The sequence below is a fragment of the Klebsiella sp. 28 genome (genome assembly GCF_018223905.1).
Classification (GTDB): domain Bacteria; phylum Pseudomonadota; class Gammaproteobacteria; order Enterobacterales; family Enterobacteriaceae; genus Klebsiella; species Klebsiella pneumoniae.
The window spans coordinates 1-15,038 of record NZ_JAGRQY010000090.1 but is presented as its reverse complement, the minus strand read 5'-3'; the positions used below and the strand labels follow the sequence as shown (position 1 = coordinate 15,038).

Genomic DNA, 15,038 nt, shown 5'->3' with positions numbered 1-15,038 from the left:
AAAATGGGCAAAAAAGAGGCAAAAAGCGGATAATTTTTACACCAGTAAAAATAGTTCTATGAAATGCTTCACACAATTAAAAAGATAGAGAATAAAACCAGTTTTGAGTTAAATAAAAGTTACATGCTGGATTTATCTGCTGAAATCAAGCGCGAGGATGAATTTTGCCTCTTTTATTCATCCTCGCAATACCTCAGCGGTGGGTTTTGCCCGGCATCCGCCGGTCGTCTTTATACTCCGCGGTGGCGATCCACGCGGCGCAGAATAGCGTCAGGCGGGCGAAGAAATAGAAAAAGGCCATCAGCCCCAGCACCGATCCGAACGCCGCCCCGGAGGGGGATTTCACCAGCGCCGGCAGCGTCCAGGTCATGACGATTTTTATGATTTCAAAGCCAATCGCCGCGATAAGCGTGCCGCGAAACAGGGCCTTGCGCCGCGGACGATGGCGCGGCAGGCGCCAGAAAATCCAGAAAAAGAGCAGATAGTTGGCAAAAATCGAGATGGCGAGGCCGATTAGCCGCCAGGCGGGTTTCAGCCATTCAATGTTGTCGAGATACAGCGCGGAGATAATCATCTGCTGGGCGGAGCCGGCGACGGAGGTGATGGACAGCGTAATAATCAGCGCCACCAGCAGACCGATCAGCGAGATAAGATCGCGGAAGTACTTTACCCAGATTTTCTCCTCGTCCTGCGGCCGGCGCTCCCAGACGTCGCGCGATTGAGCGCGAATCGCTTCGCGCAGGTTGCCCATCCAGTTAATACCGGAATAGAGGGCGACCAGCAGCCCGACCAGACCGACGGCGGTGCGCTGTTGCACCGCGGTGTTGATGGTGTTTTTCAACGTTGCCGCCAGCGTTGGGTCGCTGACGTTTTGCAGAATTTTGTCGAAAATGTCCTGCAGCAGGGTTGGGTGCCAGGCCAGCACGAAGCCGGCGGCGGCAAAGGAGACCATCAGGATCGGGATCATCGACAGGAACGAGAAATAGGTGATAGCTGCCCCAAACTGATTGCCGAGCCGGTCATTGAAGCGCTCTGCGGCGCGCAACAGATGAGCGATCACCGGGTTGCGCTGCACTTTGGCCGCCGTTCCGGTGACGGTCTTCAGCGCCTGGCTGGCTTTTTGCCCGACGGCGGTGTCATTGAGGGCCTCGAGCGTGCTTTTGCTTTTCTCCGGCTGCGTATCCGGTTCCTGTGGCGGGCGTCGATCGTCGTTTTCCGGCGTCATACGTAATTTCTTCCTTTTTTACAGCGAGATTCAGCAAAAAGTATACCTTAAATGCCGTATCCTGCAGGAATGCCTCTCCCCGCCGCCCGTTTTCCGGCCGCGCCGCTCAATCGACATACGCTTTCATCAGTCCGCCCAGCCACTCCATAAACAGATTTACCCGGCGGGAGAGATTGCGCCGGTGCGGGTAGATCAGCGAGACCGGCAGCGGCTCGGCGCGGTACTGGGGCAGGATCTCAATCAGGTCGCCGGCGCGTAACGCCTCGCGCACGCCGGTGCGTGGCACCTGAATAATCCCCAGCCCGGCGATACAGGCTGCCTGATAGGTTTCCGTACTGTTGACCGTCAATATGCCGCCGGTTTTTACCCAGCGCACCGCGCCGTCGATCATTACCTCAAAGCCGGGGGGACGGACCCCGAGGGTGCTGGCGTAGTGGATCAGGGCATGATCCGCCAGATCCTCCAGGGATTGCGGATAGCCAAAACGCGCCAGATAGTCCGGGCTGGCGCAGTTAATTTGCGTCAGCTTGCCCAGCGGCCGGGCAATCAGCCCTGAGTCTTTGAGCGCGCCGACGCGCACCACGCAGTCAAACCCCTCGCGGATCACGTCCACCAGCCGATCGCTGCTGCTCAGCTCCAGTTCGATGCCCGGATATTGCTGTAAAAAAGTCGGCAGATGCGGGATCACCATTTTTTTAGCAAAACCGACCGGCATATCCACCCGCAGCCGGCCGCTGATGCTCGCCGGATCGTGCTGGAACATGCCGTCCAGTTCGTCGAGGTTGCTCAGCAGATCTTTCGCCCGCTCGTAGTAGACCATCCCATCCTGGGTGAGCTGGACCCGGCGGGTGGTGCGGTGCAGGAGCCGCACGCCAAGATGGCTTTCCAGGGCCTGAATCTGTCGCGAGACGCTACCCTTAGGTAGCGCCAGGGTCTCGGCGGCGCGGGAGAAGCTCTCCAGATCCGCTACGCGAATGAATAACTGCATTGCATGAATTTTATCCATGCCGATCGCCTATTGTTGTTGTTACTGAAACAGTAAAACGCAATATAGCGTATTTATTGTTGCATGAGCAGTTAATAAGCTACAACACAATCACAACGCAACCTGAAAGGGGTCTTCTGATGACACAACGTATCGCTTTAGTGACCGGCGGCAGCCGCGGTCTGGGTAAAAACGCCGCGTTGAAGCTGGCGGCAAAGGGAACCGATATTCTTTTGACCTATCACAGCAACCGCAAGGCGGCCCTCGACGTGGTGGCGGAAATAGAGCAAAAAGGGGTCAAAGCGGCAGCATTAGCGCTGAACGTCGGCGATTCCACAACATTTGACGCATTCGCCAGCGAGGTGGCGCAGGTGCTGGCGCAGAAGTGGGTACGCACAACCTTTGATTATTTACTGAACAATGCCGGGATCGGACTCAACGCGCCCTTCGCCGAGACCAGCGAAGCGCAGTTTGACGAGCTGATGAATATCCAGTTCAAAGGGCCGTTTTTCCTGACCCAGCGTCTGCTGCCTCTCCTGCAGGATGGGGGGCGTATCCTTAATGTCTCCAGCGGCCTGGCGCGCTTTGCCCTGCCGGGCTATGCGGCCTACGCCGCGATGAAGGGGGCGATGGAGGTTCTGACCCGCTATCAGGCGAAAGAGCTGGGCGGACGGGGGATATCGGTGAACATCATCGCGCCGGGTGCCATTGAGACTGACTTTGGCGGCGGGGAGGTGCGCGATAACGCCGAGGTGAATCGGCATATCGCCGCCCAGACTGCGCTGGGGCGCGTTGGGCTGCCGGATGATATCGGCGACGCCATCGCCGCCCTGCTCAGCGATGAGCTGGCGTGGATGAACGCGCAGCGTGTGGAAGTCTCGGGCGGGATGTTCCTCTGATCCTGACTGCCCCCAGCCTGTGACCGGCGGTGCGCTACGGCGCATCGCCCTCCCCACGCAGCCGACCGAACAGCCAGTCGTTGTGCCAGCGTCCGTTGAGCCAGTAGTTTTCCCGCAGCTCTCCCTCCAGCCGGAAGCCGGCTTTGAGCAGTAACTGCTTAGACGCCTCGTTGCCGGCGGTGACGCTGGCGGTCAGGCGGCGGACGCCGCCGGTGGTAAAGGCGTAGTCGCACAGCGCGCGCAGCGATTCGTAGCCGTAGCCCCGGCCCTGCGCCGCCGGGGCGAAGAGAAAGCCAACCTCGGCAATGTCGCGCTGATGATGCTGGTAACCGGTCAGGCCGAGCGGGGTATGGGTCAGCCTGTCGCGCACCACCAGGCACAGCCAGTGTTCATCCCCGGGCGTCCACGGCGGCAGCCGCGAATCGAACGCCTCGCGGATGGCCGCCTGCGGTCGGGGATCGGCGACGTAGAGCATGACCTGCGGATCCTGCTGCAGGGAAAGAAAAAACGACCAGTCGTCCAGCTGCAGCGGTGAGCAGCGCAGGCGCGGCGTCAGAAGTTCAGGCATAAGCGTCGTTCCGGGCAGGGCGAATCCTCTGAACATAGCAGGAGAAAGCCGCCGGGAACAGCCCGACTAGGTTGGCTCACCGTACAGGCCAATCAGTCGGCGCACCACGCCGTTGGTCCAGCCAAAGCCATCCTGCAGGGGATACTCCCCGCCGCCGCCCTCATGGGGGACGCCGGTGGCAATATGGTATTTTTCAATCAGCTTGTGATGCTGCTTGTAAAAGTGGTTGACCGTCTGCAGCCAGCTCCAGGCAATCTCATCTCCCAGCGGATCCTGGCCGTAACGTTTAAATCCCTGGATCGCCATCCACTGCAGCGGCGCCCAGCCGTTGGGTTTATCCCACTGCTCACCGCTTTCGTATTCGGTGGCCATGATCCCCCCGGGGGTGAGCAGGCGGGCCCGCACCGCATCGGCAAGGCGTTCTGCCTGTTCGTGGGTCGCCAGGCCGACGTAAAGGGTGACGATACTGGCTGCGGAAAACAGCGCCAGCTGTTCACGGCGCCAGTCATAATCGCGGAAACAGCCGTTCTCATCATCCCACAGATAGCGGTTGACCGCCGCCCGCCGATCCTGGGCCTTCTGGCGGAAGGCCGTCTCCGTCTCGCGATCGCCCTTCAGGCCGGAGAGGTTGGCAATGGTCGTCTCCAGCTTGAACAGGAAGGCGTTCAGGTCGATGGGGATAAACTGCGTCGTGCGGATGCTAGCCAGCCGCGTGATATCCCGCAGCCAGCGGCTGGAGTAGTCCCAGCCGGACGCGGCGCCCGCCCGCAGGTCGCGGTATACTTCATTGGCGGGCCGCCCGGAGTGTCGGGCGGTCTCGACGTCTTCGCGCCACGACTCATCCCGCGGCGTGTCACGGTCGTCCCAGTAGCGATTGAGCAGGGAGCCATCCGGCATACGCACCACGTGGCGATACGCCTGGTGCGGGATCAACGACTCGGCGCCGTCCATCCAGAAGGCGTGCTCCATCTTCAGATGGTCCAGATAGCGCTTCGCGCCGCGCACGCCATCCTCTTCAAAGAGTTCGACCATCAGGGCGAACACCGGCGGCTGCGAGCGGCTGAGGTAGTAGGTGCGGTTGCCGTTCGGAATGTGGCCGTAGGTTTCAATCAGCCAGGCAAAGTTATCGGCCATGCATTTCAGCAAATCTTCCCGGCCGCTCTCCGCCAGCCCCAGCATGGTGAAATAAGAGTCCCAGTAATAGGTTTCGCTAAAGCGACCGCCGGGCACGATGTAGGCCTGCGGCAGCGCCAGTAGCGATGACCACGGGATATGATCCTGAGGCTCGCGGGTCAGCACCGGCCACAGCTTGTCGATGTGTTCTTTCAGGGTCAGGCTGGGGTCGGAGATATAGATGTCGCTCTGGCTCTCCGGCAGCCAGAAGTTGTCCTCAACGAACTGCCGCAGATCGAAGTCGGGCTGGCGTTTGACCTTGCGGTAGTTCCGCAGGATGTCCAGCGGATCGTGTTTCGGCGCGCAGTCGGGGAAGGTTTTGCTGTCCGCGAAAATGCGTGATTTCTGCACGTTGGTAAACAGCTCAAGATAGCGATCCGCCGGGGTGAGGGCATCGGACGCCGGAAGCCCCTCGATCACCTCAGGCTCCGGTTCAGCGTCTATCATCTCATCCAGCTTTAATTCGTACGGATCGGCTTCGTAGCAGGGATCGATGTCGATCCTTAACTCGTCGTCTTCAACGTGGCGTAATTTCTGGCTGAACATAGCGATACGGACCTCCGGATAGCGTGAGTTCGGGGCCGGGCATACCCGGCCTTGTCTATTAAGCGTAGACAGTCGCTTCGGTGAGTGTGAAGCAAACTGTGCGTGAGATCACGCTTTTCCGCCGAGAAGAAAAGCTGCCATTTCAAGGTACGCTGTTGATAAGTAATTAAAAATTGTACATCCTGGCGCAGATGAAATTCGGAGCATTCATTATGCAACAAAATTTTATCCCGGGGCGCTCACTCCCACGCCGCCTCCAGCATCTCCAGCAGCTGTTCGCCGCTCAGGCTGACCGGGTTGGCCTTCATCGATGAGGAGGTGCTGGCGGCCAGCGCCGCCGGTTCCAGCGCATCGCGCGCTACGCCGAGGTCGCGCAGGGTGCCAAGGCCAGCGCGATGGCTCCATTCCCGCAGACTGTCCCAGACCTGATCCACAGGGACGTCCAGCCCGTCGGCCAGCCAGCGGCGGACATCGTTAACGCGCTGGCGCAGGCCAGGGTCGTTGATCTGCGACTCATTGAGCGCCAGGCCAAACGGCAACAAACTGCCGCATAGGGCGCCGTGCGAGGCGCGGCTCAGGCCGCCCAGCGGGCCGGCGAGGCCGTGGATCACCCCCAGCCCGGCGTTCGCCAGCGCCAGTCCGCCGCACAGGCTGACCCAGGCCATCTCGTCGCGGCTGGTCGGACACTCTTGTTCCATCAGGATTTTTAGCGCGCGAATTCCCCGCGGGATCGCCTGCTGGCAGAGAGCATCGGTGAAGGGAGTGGCCCGGCTACAGAGCCAGGGCTCGATCACCTGGGTCAGGGCGTCGAGGCCGGAGCTCAGGGTGATGCTCCGCGGCGCGTTGTCGGTTAGCGCCGGGTCGACAATCGCCAGGTCAGGCAGCATTCGGTCGTCGCGCAGGCTCACTTTCCGCTGCTGTTCCGGAACGTTGATCACCGCATTTTTGGTGACCTCCGCGCCCGTGCCAGCGGTGGTGGGGATCGCCACGAACGGCAGGGGACTGGCTTCCAGCTGACGGCCCGTTCCCACCACCTCCAGATAGTCGATCACCGGGCCGGCGGCGGGGACCAGCGCCGCAATCGCCTTACCGGCGTCAATCACCGCGCCGCCGCCGAGGCTGACCACCGCTCTGATCCCTTTCTCGCGCGCCAGCTGGACGCCCTGCTCGATATCGCTAAGCCAGGGTTCGCGACTTATCGCCAGCGTCGTGACCGCAAGCTGCAGCGCCTCCAGCTGCTGGCGGAGAAACGCCGCCCGCTGCGGGCTGGCGCCATGCACCAGCAGAATTGGGCCGCCCTGTTGCGCCAGCCAGGGGGCGGCGCTCTCGGCCTGACCACGGCCAAAACGAATATTTGCAGGCATCAAAACGGTAAAAGGGGTCAACATGTCGGGTTCCTTTTCGGCAAACAGGCTGGAATCAACTATACACATTATCCAGCGCTCTGCCTTGTTGCTGGCTGGCAATAGAGTAGAGTGAATGAACTGTCTTTTATGGCTGAGGAATCGCTGACGATGCTAACAATTCTGGGTAAACGCTCTTCAATCAATGTACGGAAAGTGCTGTGGACCTGCGAGGAAGCCGGGCTGGCGTACCAGCAGGAAGATTACGGCAGCGGATTTAAGCCCCTGGATACGCCTGAGTTTCAGCGTCTGAATCCTAACAGCCTGGTGCCGGTGCTACTGGACGATGACTTCGTGCTCTGGGAGTCGAACAGTATCTGCCGCTATCTGGCGCGCAAAGCGGAGCGCTGGGATCTGCTGCCCGCCGAACCGCAGCCCGCCGCCGAGGTGGAGCACTGGATGGACTGGCAGGCGACCGAGTTCAATACTGCCTGGCGCCATGCTTTTATGGGGCTGGTGCGTAAAGATCCGCGCTTTCAGGATCCGGTGGCGATTAAAGAGAGTATTGCCGCCTGGACCCACTGCGTGCGCATTGTTGAAGCGCAGCTGCAGCGTACCGGGGCGTGGATAGCCGGCGAGCGCTTCACCCTGGCCGATATCGTGCTGGGGCTGTCGGTGCATCGCTGGAAAATGACCCCTTTCGCCCATCCGGAGATGCCAGCCGTGGAGCGCTGGTATATGGCGCTCAATCAGCGCCCGGCGTTTATGCGCCATGGCAATAACGGCGTGGCCTGAGCATAAAAAAAGAAGCCCCCGGGGGCTTCTTTTTATCATCCGGTGATCGCGTCTTAGCGCATGGTGACGAACTCTTCTGCCGCCGTCGGGTGAATGGCGACGGTGTTGTCGAAGTCTTTTTTGGTGGCGCCCATCTTCAGGGCCACCGCAAAGCCCTGCAGCATCTCATCCATCCCGAAGCCGATGCCGTGGATGCCGACAATCTTCTCTTCCGGGCCGACGCACACCAGCTTCATGCGGCACGGCTGACGGTGAGAGGTCACGGCGGTATACATCGCGGTGAAGGAAGATTTGTAGACCTTCACGGCGTCGTCGCCGTACTGCTCGCGCGCCTGCGGCTCGGTTAAGCCGACGGTGCCGATTGGCGGATGGCTGAAGACCACGGTCGGGATGTTGCTGTAGTCCAGATGCTCTTCCGGTTTGTTGTTAAACAGGCGTTCGGAGAGACGACGGCCTGCGGCCACGGCGACCGGCGTCAGCTCTACGGCGCCGGTATTATCGCCCACCGCGTAGATGCCCGGCACGTTGGTGTTCTGGAATTTATCAACGATGATGTAGCCTTTATCGTTGGTTTTAACGCCCGTTGCCGCCAGATTGAAGTTGTCGGTCGCCGGTTCGCGGCCAATCGCCCAGATCAGGCAGTCAACGGTCTGGCTGCGGCCATCTTCCAGCTCCAGCGTCAGGCTGCCGTCGGCATTCTTCACCACCGCTTTCGGGATCGCATTGGTATGCAGCTGCGGGCCTTCGGCGTTCATCACTTCCACCAGGGTCTCAACGATCAGCGGATCGAAACTGCGCAGCGGCGCGTGTTTGCGCACGAACAGGTGGGTTTCGGCGCCGAGGCCGTTAATCACCCCCGCCAGCTCAACGGCGATATAGCCTGCGCCGACCACCGCCACGCGCTTCGGCAGCGCCGGCAGTTCGAAGAAACCGTCGGAATCAATACCGTATTCGACGCCCGGAATATCCGGGTGGCTCGGCCGGCCGCCGGTGGCGATCAGGATATGGTCAGCGGTGATGATCTCGCCGTTGACTTCCACGGTGTGGGCATCGACAAAGCGCGCGAAGCCTTTGATCACGTCGACTTTATTCTTACCCAGTACGTTGTCGTAAGAGGTATGAATACGGTCGATATAGGCGCTACGGCTGGCGACCAGCTTCTCCCAGTCAAAATGGTTGATGGTGGTATCGAAACCGTAGTCCGGGCCGTAAAGATGAATCGCTTCGCGGATCTGCGCCGCATGCCACATCACCTTTTTCGGCACGCAGCCGACGTTGACGCAGGTGCCGCCCAGCTCTTTGGCTTCAATCAGCGCGCACTTCTGGCCGTACATGGCCGCGCGGTTAATTGAGGCGATACCGCCGCTACCGCCGCCGATGGCGAGGTAATCATAATGTTTGCTCATGCCCATATGTCCTTAATCGTTGATTGCCGCGATTGTAGCGCGAGGCTTAAAAGGTTCCACCGATGGTTGCGATTACTCCGGTACGATCCAGCTGACGGTGGCGTGGCCGGTGCCGGTCGGAACCAGTTTGCTGTGCAGCCACGGCAGCACGTTATTCATCTGCTGCTCCAGCTTCCACGGCGGGTTGATGACGATCATCCCGGAGGCGGTCATGCCGCGCTGGTCGCTGTCCGGACGCACCGCCAGCTCAATCTGCAGGATTTTGCGGATGCCGGTGGCTTCTAACTCTTTGATCATGCGTTTGATTTGCGCGCGCAGCACCACCGGGTACCACAGGGCGTAGGTGCCGGTGGCGAAGCGTTTGTAGCCTTCGTTAATCCCGGTGACCACCGCCTGATAGTCGGTTTTAATTTCGTACGGCGGGTCGATCAGAATCAAACCGCGGCGCGATACCGGCGGCAGCTTGGCTTTCAGCTGCTGGTAGCCATCGGCTTTATCGACGCGCGCGCGGCTGTCTTTCTGGAATTCAGCGCGCAGCAGCGGGAAGTCGCTCGGGTGCAGCTCGGTCATCTGCAGGCTGTCCTGCTCGCGCAGCAGCTGGCGGGCAATCAGCGGCGAGCCCGGGTAGTAGCGCAGCTGGCCGTTACGGTTGAAGTGTTCTACGACCGAAATATACGGCTCCAGCTCTGCCGGCAGGTCGTCCTGCTGCCAGATGCGGGCGATGCCTTCAAGATACTCGCCGGTACGTTCGGCGTGCTCGCCGCTCAGCTGATAGCGGCCCGCGCCGGCGTGAGTGTCCAGGTAGAGAAACGGTTTTTCTTTCTCTTTCAGTGATTCAATGATCAGGCTCTGAACGGTGTGTTTGAGGACGTCGGCGTGGTTGCCTGCGTGAAAGCTGTGGCGATAACTGAGCATGGATGCAGAGATTCCGGGAAGTAAACAAGTTAACCGATAGTCTACCGCAGATCGGCCGAGATTACCGCTGCGCCGCCGCGCTGTTTCATTTCTGCCAAAAGCGTTGCAAAACATAACGCTGTCATAAAAACGTCAAACGGCCGCGCTAGCGTCGGATACAGGCAAGGTAATTATTTGAATAAAAGGAAAAATAATGAAAAGGCAACTCTCGCTGCTGGCCGTCGCGCTGCTGCTGGCGCAACCGGTTCTGGCTAAAGACATCCCGCTGAACAGGGCGGCGGCCCTCGCCAATAGCGTGACGCCGGCTGCCTCCAGCCAGGCGTATGACGATCTTGAGCAACAGGCGCTGGCGCAGCTACGCCACGCTCTGCAGGGGAATGCCGCCACGCTGACCCGCGATCGGCTGGCGCGCACCAAACAAAACCAAACTCAGGCCGATACCGCCTGGCTGAAGGCCAGCGGCTATGACTTCCAGACCCGGGCCAACCAGCAGGCGGGCATTGCGCTGCTGTCGGCGTTCAGCACCCTGCCGGAGACCGTCGTGAAGCAGAATCTGGCGACGGTGACCGCCATCAATCGCGACGCCGTGCAGACCACGCGCCGTCAGGCGCTGGCCGATGCGGAAGGCATTAGCTACCTCTACTTCCTCAGCGATGCGCTGGGGCCACGCCTTGGCAAAGCGTTTCTGACCGCCTATGACCAGGGCGCGCTGGGGAAAGCGGCAGCGTTGATCAAAGCCTCGGAGGTCAGCACCGGCGAGGCGAAAAAGCACTTCAATAATCCGCGGCCGTTTCTGGTGCAGGGCAACACCATTCACCTGGTGCCTGACGATGTGGTGGTGAAAGATAACCAGCCCTACACCGCCGACGGCGGCTCGTTCCCCAGCGGCCACACCAACACCGGCTATACCGATGCGCTGCTGCTGGCGGCGATGATCCCGGAGCGCTACGACGCGCTGGTGGCGCGCGGCGCCCGCTATGGCTACTCGCGCATCGTGCTGGGCGTCCACTACCCGCTGGACGTGATCGGCTCGCGAATGGTGGCCGAGCGCAACGTGGCCCACTATCTTAACGATCCGCACTACCGGGTATTATTTAACGAAGCCCGCGATCAGCTGCGCGCCGCGCTGGCGAAGGCCTGCGGCACATCGCTTGCCGAGTGCGCGAAGAGCAGCGTGAAAGACGATCCCTGGCGCGATCCGGCGATGCGTGATTTCTCTCGCTTCACCATGACCTACGATCTGCCGCAGCAGAAGGGTCCGCAGCCGCGTTTACAGGTGCCGGAGGGGGCGGAAGTGCTGCTGGAAGATGCCCTGCCGCATCTGTCAGCGGCTCAGCGTCGAACGTTGATGGTCAACACCGCGCTGCCGGCGGGTTACCCGCTATCCGGCACCGCCCCCGAACAGCAATTCTGGCAGCGGTTGAATCTGTCGGCGGCCTGGGAGATGGCGCAAAAAAGGCAGTAATGTGGTTTCCGGCACGCTGCACTGCGTGTCGCGCTTTTCCGGCAACGGGCGGACTTATCGCAGCAATACCCAGGCTGACGCACCGCCCGTCATTGAAATTCCCCCAACTATCCCCCATTCTAGATCTCATGCATAAGCGCCGGACGCGCGCTTCATTCACCCTTTTCAACAGGACAGCGCATATGACCAATCCATTATTGACGCCTTTCTCCCTGCCGCCTTTTTCTGCGATCAAACCAGAGCACGTGGTCCCTGCGGTCACCAAAGCGCTGGAGGGTTGCCGGGCCGCGGTGGAAAGCGCGGTGGCGCATGGCGCGCCGTATAGCTGGGAAAATCTTTGCCAGCCGCTGGCGGAAGTGGACGATGTGCTGGGACGCATCTTCTCGCCTGTCAGCCATCTGAATTCGGTTAAAAACAGCCCTGAACTGCGTGAGGCCTACGAACAGACGCTGCCGCTGCTCTCCGAGTACAGCACCTGGGTCGGCCAGCATGAAGGCCTGTATAAAGCCTATCGCGACCTGCGCGATGGCGATAACTACGCCACGCTGAATACCGCGCAGAAAAAAGCGGTTGATAACGCGCTGCGCGATTTTGAATTATCCGGGATTGGCCTGCCGCCGGAGGCGCAGAAACGCTACGGTGAAATCGCCGCGCGCCTCTCTGAGCTGGGCAACCAGTACAGCAACAACGTCCTCGACGCCACCATGGGCTGGAACAAGCTGGTGACCGATGTCGCCGATCTGGTCGGCATGCCGGAAAGCGCGCTGGCCGCCGCTCAGGCTCAGGCGCAGGCCAAAGAGCAGGAAGGGTATCTGCTGACCCTGGATATTCCGAGCTATCTGCCGGTGATGACCTACTGCGATAACCAGGCGCTGCGCGAAGAGATGTATCGCGCCTATTCCACCCGCGCCTCCGATCAGGGCCCGAACGCCGGGAAATGGGATAACAGCCCGGTGATGGCGGAGATCCTCGCCCTGCGTCACGAGCTGGCGCAGCTGTTGGGCTTTGACAGCTATGCGTATAAATCCCTCGCCACCAAAATGGCGAAGGATCCGCAGCAGGTGCTCGATTTCCTCACCGACCTGGCAAAACGCGCCCGTCCGCAGGGCGAAAAAGAGCTGGCCCAGCTGCGCGCCTTCGCCAAAGCCGAGTTTGGCGTCGATGAGCTGCAGCCGTGGGACATTGCCTACTACAGCGAAAAACAGAAGCAGCACCTCTACAGCATTAGCGATGAGCAGCTGCGCCCCTATTTCCCGGAAAACAAAGCCGTTAGCGGCCTGTTTGAAGTGGTTAAGCGCATTTACGGTATTACCGCTAAAGAGCGTACCGATGTCGATGTGTGGCATCCGGAAGTGCGCTTCTTCGAGCTGTATGACGAACACAACGAGCTGCGCGGTAGCTTCTATCTCGACCTGTATGCCCGCGAGCATAAGCGCGGCGGGGCGTGGATGGACGACTGCGTCGGCCAGATGCGTAAACTGGATGGTTCCCTGCAGAAGCCGGTCGCCTACCTGACCTGTAACTTCAACCGCCCGGTCAACGGCAAGCCGGCGCTGTTCACCCATGACGAAGTGATCACCCTGTTCCACGAGTTCGGCCACGGTCTGCACCATATGCTGACCCGCATCGACACCGCCGGGGTTTCCGGCATCAGCGGGGTGCCGTGGGATGCGGTCGAGCTGCCGAGCCAGTTTATGGAGAACTGGTGCTGGGAGCCGGAAGCGCTGGCGTTTATCTCCGGCCATTATGAAACCGGTGAACCGCTGCCGCAGGAGCTGCTGGAGAAAATGCTGGCGGCGAAAAACTACCAGGCGGCGATGTTTATTCTGCGCCAGCTGGAGTTCGGCCTGTTCGATTTCCGCCTGCATGCGGAGTACAAACCGGAGCAGGGGGCGAAAATCCTTGAGACCCTGGCCGAGATTAAAAAGCAGGTCGCCGTGGTGCCGGGGCCGACCTGGGGCCGCTTCCCGCACGCCTTCAGCCACATCTTCGCTGGCGGCTATGCGGCAGGTTACTACAGCTACCTGTGGGCCGACGTGCTGGCGGCAGACGCCTTCTCACGCTTCGAAGAAGAGGGGATTTTCAACCGTGAAACCGGTCAGTCGTTCCTCGACAATATCCTGAGCCGCGGCGGTTCCGAAGAGCCGATGGAGCTGTTCAAACGCTTCCGCGGGCGCGAGCCGCAGCTGGACGCGATGCTGGAGCATTACGGGATCAAAGGCTGATTGCTACGTGAAGATCTGCTTAATTGATGAAACAGGCGCCGGTGACGGCGCCTTATCTGTTTTAGCCGCCCGCTGGGGGCTGGAGCAGGATGACGATAACCCGATGGCGCTGGTGCTGACGACGGAGCATCTGGAGCTACGCAAGCGCGATGAGCCCAAGCTTGGCGGCATCTTCGTCGATTTCGTCGGCGGGGCGATGGCCCACCGGCGCAAGTTTGGCGGCGGCCGCGGCGAAGCGGTGGCTAAAGCGGTGGGTATTAAAGGCGATTACCTGCCGGATGTCGTCGATGCGACGGCCGGGCTGGGACGCGATGCCTTTGTGCTGGCGTCGGTCGGCTGTCACGTGCGGATGCTGGAGCGTAATCCGGTGGTCGCCGCGCTGCTCGATGATGGCCTGGCGCGCGGTTATGCTGACGCGGAAATCGGCGGCTGGCTGCAGGAGCGGCTGCAGTTGATCCACGCCTCCAGCCTGACGGCGTTAACCGATATCACCCCGCGCCCGCAGGTGGTGTACCTCGATCCGATGTTCCCGCATAAGCAGAAAAGCGCGCTGGTGAAGAAAGAGATGCGCGTCTTTCAGTCGCTGGTGGGGCCGGATTTAGACGCCGATGGCCTGTTGGCGCCAGCGCGTCAGTTGGCGACCAAACGAGTGGTGGTCAAGCGCCCGGATTACGCGCCGCCGCTGGCGGATGTCGCCACGCCGAACGCGGTGGTGACCAAAGGACATCGGTTTGATATTTACGCCGGTACGCCGGCGTAATTTTTCGCCGTTGTGATATCACCCGGATAGCGGGCAAAGCGCCTTATCCGGGCTACCAAATTGTAGCGCGAGCCGGGAACCGCAATATTTAAACAAACGGCGCCAGCGGATCGGCCATCTCAAACGGTTATTCGGCGCTGGCCGGGGTATTAATCATCCGGTTCAGCCACGGCACCATCAGCGCCATTACCACCGTGACGCCCAGCGTCACCAGGCCAATTTTACTGAACACATTGGTGTAGACCGGCAGGGTCTGCAGCGGGTCGGTGATGTTTTCCGGCACCGCGGTAAAGGTCGCCACATAGCCGCCCAGCAGGAAAGCGGCGGCCTGGGTCAGAAACCACATCCCCAGAATAAAGCCCATCAGATGCTGCGGCACCAGCGCGGCAACCATCGCCAGCCCCAGAGCGCTGATTAACAGTTCGCCCAGACTCTGGAACAGATAAACCAGCACAATAAACCACGGCGAGGTTAACCCCTGGGCGTCGGCGAACCACATCCCGGCCGCCGCGGCGGTCAGGAAGCCCAGCGCGCAGAGGAACATCCCGAGGGTAAATTTCACCGGCATGGTCAGGTCTTTACCCTTATGACCGAGATGGGTGTAGATCGCCGCCAGCACCGGGCTGGCGACCACTACCCAGAAGGGATTCAGCGCCTGGAAGCTGACCGGGTTGATGGTAAAGCCAAGGATCTCATGATGGACGTTGTTGATGGCGAAGAAGTTCAGCGAGGT

At 60.5% G+C, this 15,038-nt stretch carries 13 protein-coding genes; 5 read left to right on the top strand and 8 right to left on the bottom strand.

Translation table 11 applies throughout. The annotated features are described in order from the left end of the window. Window positions 1–193 precede the first annotated feature (193 nt). The gene (yhjD, locus tag KHQ28_RS15930) at window positions 194–1,225 is read right to left on the bottom strand and encodes an inner membrane protein YhjD (protein ID WP_002921337.1); all 1,032 of its coding nucleotides are present in this window, start codon (window positions 1,223–1,225) and stop codon (window positions 194–196) included. 106 nt (window positions 1,226–1,331) lie between these two features. Next, window positions 1,332–2,231, bottom strand: a complete 900-nt coding sequence (locus KHQ28_RS15925; protein ID WP_004145179.1) for a LysR family transcriptional regulator — start codon at window positions 2,229–2,231, stop codon at window positions 1,332–1,334. Between the two features lie 119 nt (window positions 2,232–2,350). Here KHQ28_RS15925 and KHQ28_RS15920 point away from each other — a divergent pair, with 119 nt between their 5' ends. After that, the gene (locus KHQ28_RS15920) at window positions 2,351–3,109 is read left to right on the top strand and encodes an SDR family NAD(P)-dependent oxidoreductase (protein WP_160904639.1); all 759 of its coding nucleotides are present in this window, start codon (window positions 2,351–2,353) and stop codon (window positions 3,107–3,109) included. 34 nt (window positions 3,110–3,143) lie between these two features. Here KHQ28_RS15920 and KHQ28_RS15915 read toward each other — a convergent pair whose 3' ends face one another. The 3 genes from KHQ28_RS15915 to KHQ28_RS15905 form a co-directional block, all read right to left on the bottom strand. Continuing rightward, window positions 3,144–3,677: a GNAT family N-acetyltransferase gene (locus tag KHQ28_RS15915; RefSeq protein ID WP_002921333.1), complete on the bottom strand. Its 534-nt coding sequence runs from the start codon at window positions 3,675–3,677 to the stop codon at window positions 3,144–3,146. A gap of 66 nt (window positions 3,678–3,743) precedes the next feature. Next, window positions 3,744–5,396 carry an alpha,alpha-trehalase gene (locus KHQ28_RS15910; RefSeq protein WP_004150117.1) on the bottom strand — a complete coding sequence of 551 codons (1,653 nt, stop codon included), beginning with the start codon at window positions 5,394–5,396 and terminating at the stop codon, window positions 3,744–3,746. A gap of 239 nt (window positions 5,397–5,635) precedes the next feature. Then, window positions 5,636–6,784, bottom strand: a complete 1,149-nt coding sequence (locus KHQ28_RS15905; RefSeq protein ID WP_032418290.1) for an iron-containing alcohol dehydrogenase — start codon at window positions 6,782–6,784, stop codon at window positions 5,636–5,638. Between the two features lie 126 nt (window positions 6,785–6,910). On the opposite strand from KHQ28_RS15905, the gene KHQ28_RS15900 reads away from it, so the two are divergent. Further along, window positions 6,911–7,534 carry a glutathione S-transferase family protein gene (locus tag KHQ28_RS15900; protein ID WP_002921273.1) on the top strand — a complete coding sequence of 208 codons (624 nt, stop codon included), beginning with the start codon at window positions 6,911–6,913 and terminating at the stop codon, window positions 7,532–7,534. Between the two features lie 53 nt (window positions 7,535–7,587). Here KHQ28_RS15900 and gorA read toward each other — a convergent pair whose 3' ends face one another. Together gorA and KHQ28_RS15890 are read right to left on the bottom strand one after the other, a co-directional pair. After that, window positions 7,588–8,940, bottom strand: coding sequence for a glutathione-disulfide reductase (gene gorA, locus KHQ28_RS15895; RefSeq protein ID WP_002921271.1), 1,353 nt, complete (start codon window positions 8,938–8,940; stop codon window positions 7,588–7,590). 72 nt (window positions 8,941–9,012) lie between these two features. Beyond that, window positions 9,013–9,855: a 23S rRNA (adenine(2030)-N(6))-methyltransferase RlmJ gene (locus KHQ28_RS15890; RefSeq protein ID WP_002921269.1), complete on the bottom strand. Its 843-nt coding sequence runs from the start codon at window positions 9,853–9,855 to the stop codon at window positions 9,013–9,015. A 193-nt stretch (window positions 9,856–10,048) separates the two neighbouring features. On the opposite strand from KHQ28_RS15890, the gene KHQ28_RS15885 reads away from it, so the two are divergent. The 3 genes from KHQ28_RS15885 to rsmJ all read left to right on the top strand — a co-directional run bounded on the left by KHQ28_RS15885 (window position 10,049) and on the right by rsmJ (window position 14,305). Further along, window positions 10,049–11,320, top strand: a complete 1,272-nt coding sequence (locus KHQ28_RS15885; RefSeq protein WP_032418291.1) for a phosphatase PAP2 family protein — start codon at window positions 10,049–10,051, stop codon at window positions 11,318–11,320. Window positions 11,321–11,502: 182 nt separating this feature from the next. Then, on the top strand, window positions 11,503–13,545 hold the full coding sequence (prlC, locus tag KHQ28_RS15880; RefSeq protein WP_032418292.1) for an oligopeptidase A: 2,043 nt from the start codon (window positions 11,503–11,505) through the stop codon (window positions 13,543–13,545). Window positions 13,546–13,552: 7 nt separating this feature from the next. After that, on the top strand, window positions 13,553–14,305 hold the full coding sequence (gene rsmJ / locus KHQ28_RS15875) for a 16S rRNA (guanine(1516)-N(2))-methyltransferase RsmJ (protein ID WP_032418293.1): 753 nt from the start codon (window positions 13,553–13,555) through the stop codon (window positions 14,303–14,305). 127 nt (window positions 14,306–14,432) lie between these two features. Here the strand turns inward: rsmJ and KHQ28_RS15870 are convergent. After that, window positions 14,433–15,038 (bottom strand): oligopeptide:H+ symporter (locus KHQ28_RS15870; protein WP_211777635.1); only part of this gene is annotated, 606 nt, incomplete at its 5' end.

Coding starts and splice junctions, on each gene's coding strand:
- yhjD (WP_002921337.1), bottom strand. CDS start 1,225: ATGACGCCGGAAAACGACGATCGACGCCCGCCACAGGAACCGGATACG.
- KHQ28_RS15925 (WP_004145179.1), bottom strand. CDS start 2,231: ATGGATAAAATTCATGCAATGCAGTTATTCATTCGCGTAGCGGATCTG.
- KHQ28_RS15920 (WP_160904639.1), top strand. CDS start 2,351: ATGACACAACGTATCGCTTTAGTGACCGGCGGCAGCCGCGGTCTGGGT.
- KHQ28_RS15915 (WP_002921333.1), bottom strand. CDS start 3,677: ATGCCTGAACTTCTGACGCCGCGCCTGCGCTGCTCACCGCTGCAGCTG.
- KHQ28_RS15910 (WP_004150117.1), bottom strand. CDS start 5,396: ATGTTCAGCCAGAAATTACGCCACGTTGAAGACGACGAGTTAAGGATC.
- KHQ28_RS15905 (WP_032418290.1), bottom strand. CDS start 6,784: ATGTTGACCCCTTTTACCGTTTTGATGCCTGCAAATATTCGTTTTGGC.
- KHQ28_RS15900 (WP_002921273.1), top strand. CDS start 6,911: ATGCTAACAATTCTGGGTAAACGCTCTTCAATCAATGTACGGAAAGTG.
- gorA (WP_002921271.1), bottom strand. CDS start 8,940: ATGAGCAAACATTATGATTACCTCGCCATCGGCGGCGGTAGCGGCGGT.
- KHQ28_RS15890 (WP_002921269.1), bottom strand. CDS start 9,855: ATGCTCAGTTATCGCCACAGCTTTCACGCAGGCAACCACGCCGACGTC.
- KHQ28_RS15885 (WP_032418291.1), top strand. CDS start 10,049: ATGAAAAGGCAACTCTCGCTGCTGGCCGTCGCGCTGCTGCTGGCGCAA.
- prlC (WP_032418292.1), top strand. CDS start 11,503: ATGACCAATCCATTATTGACGCCTTTCTCCCTGCCGCCTTTTTCTGCG.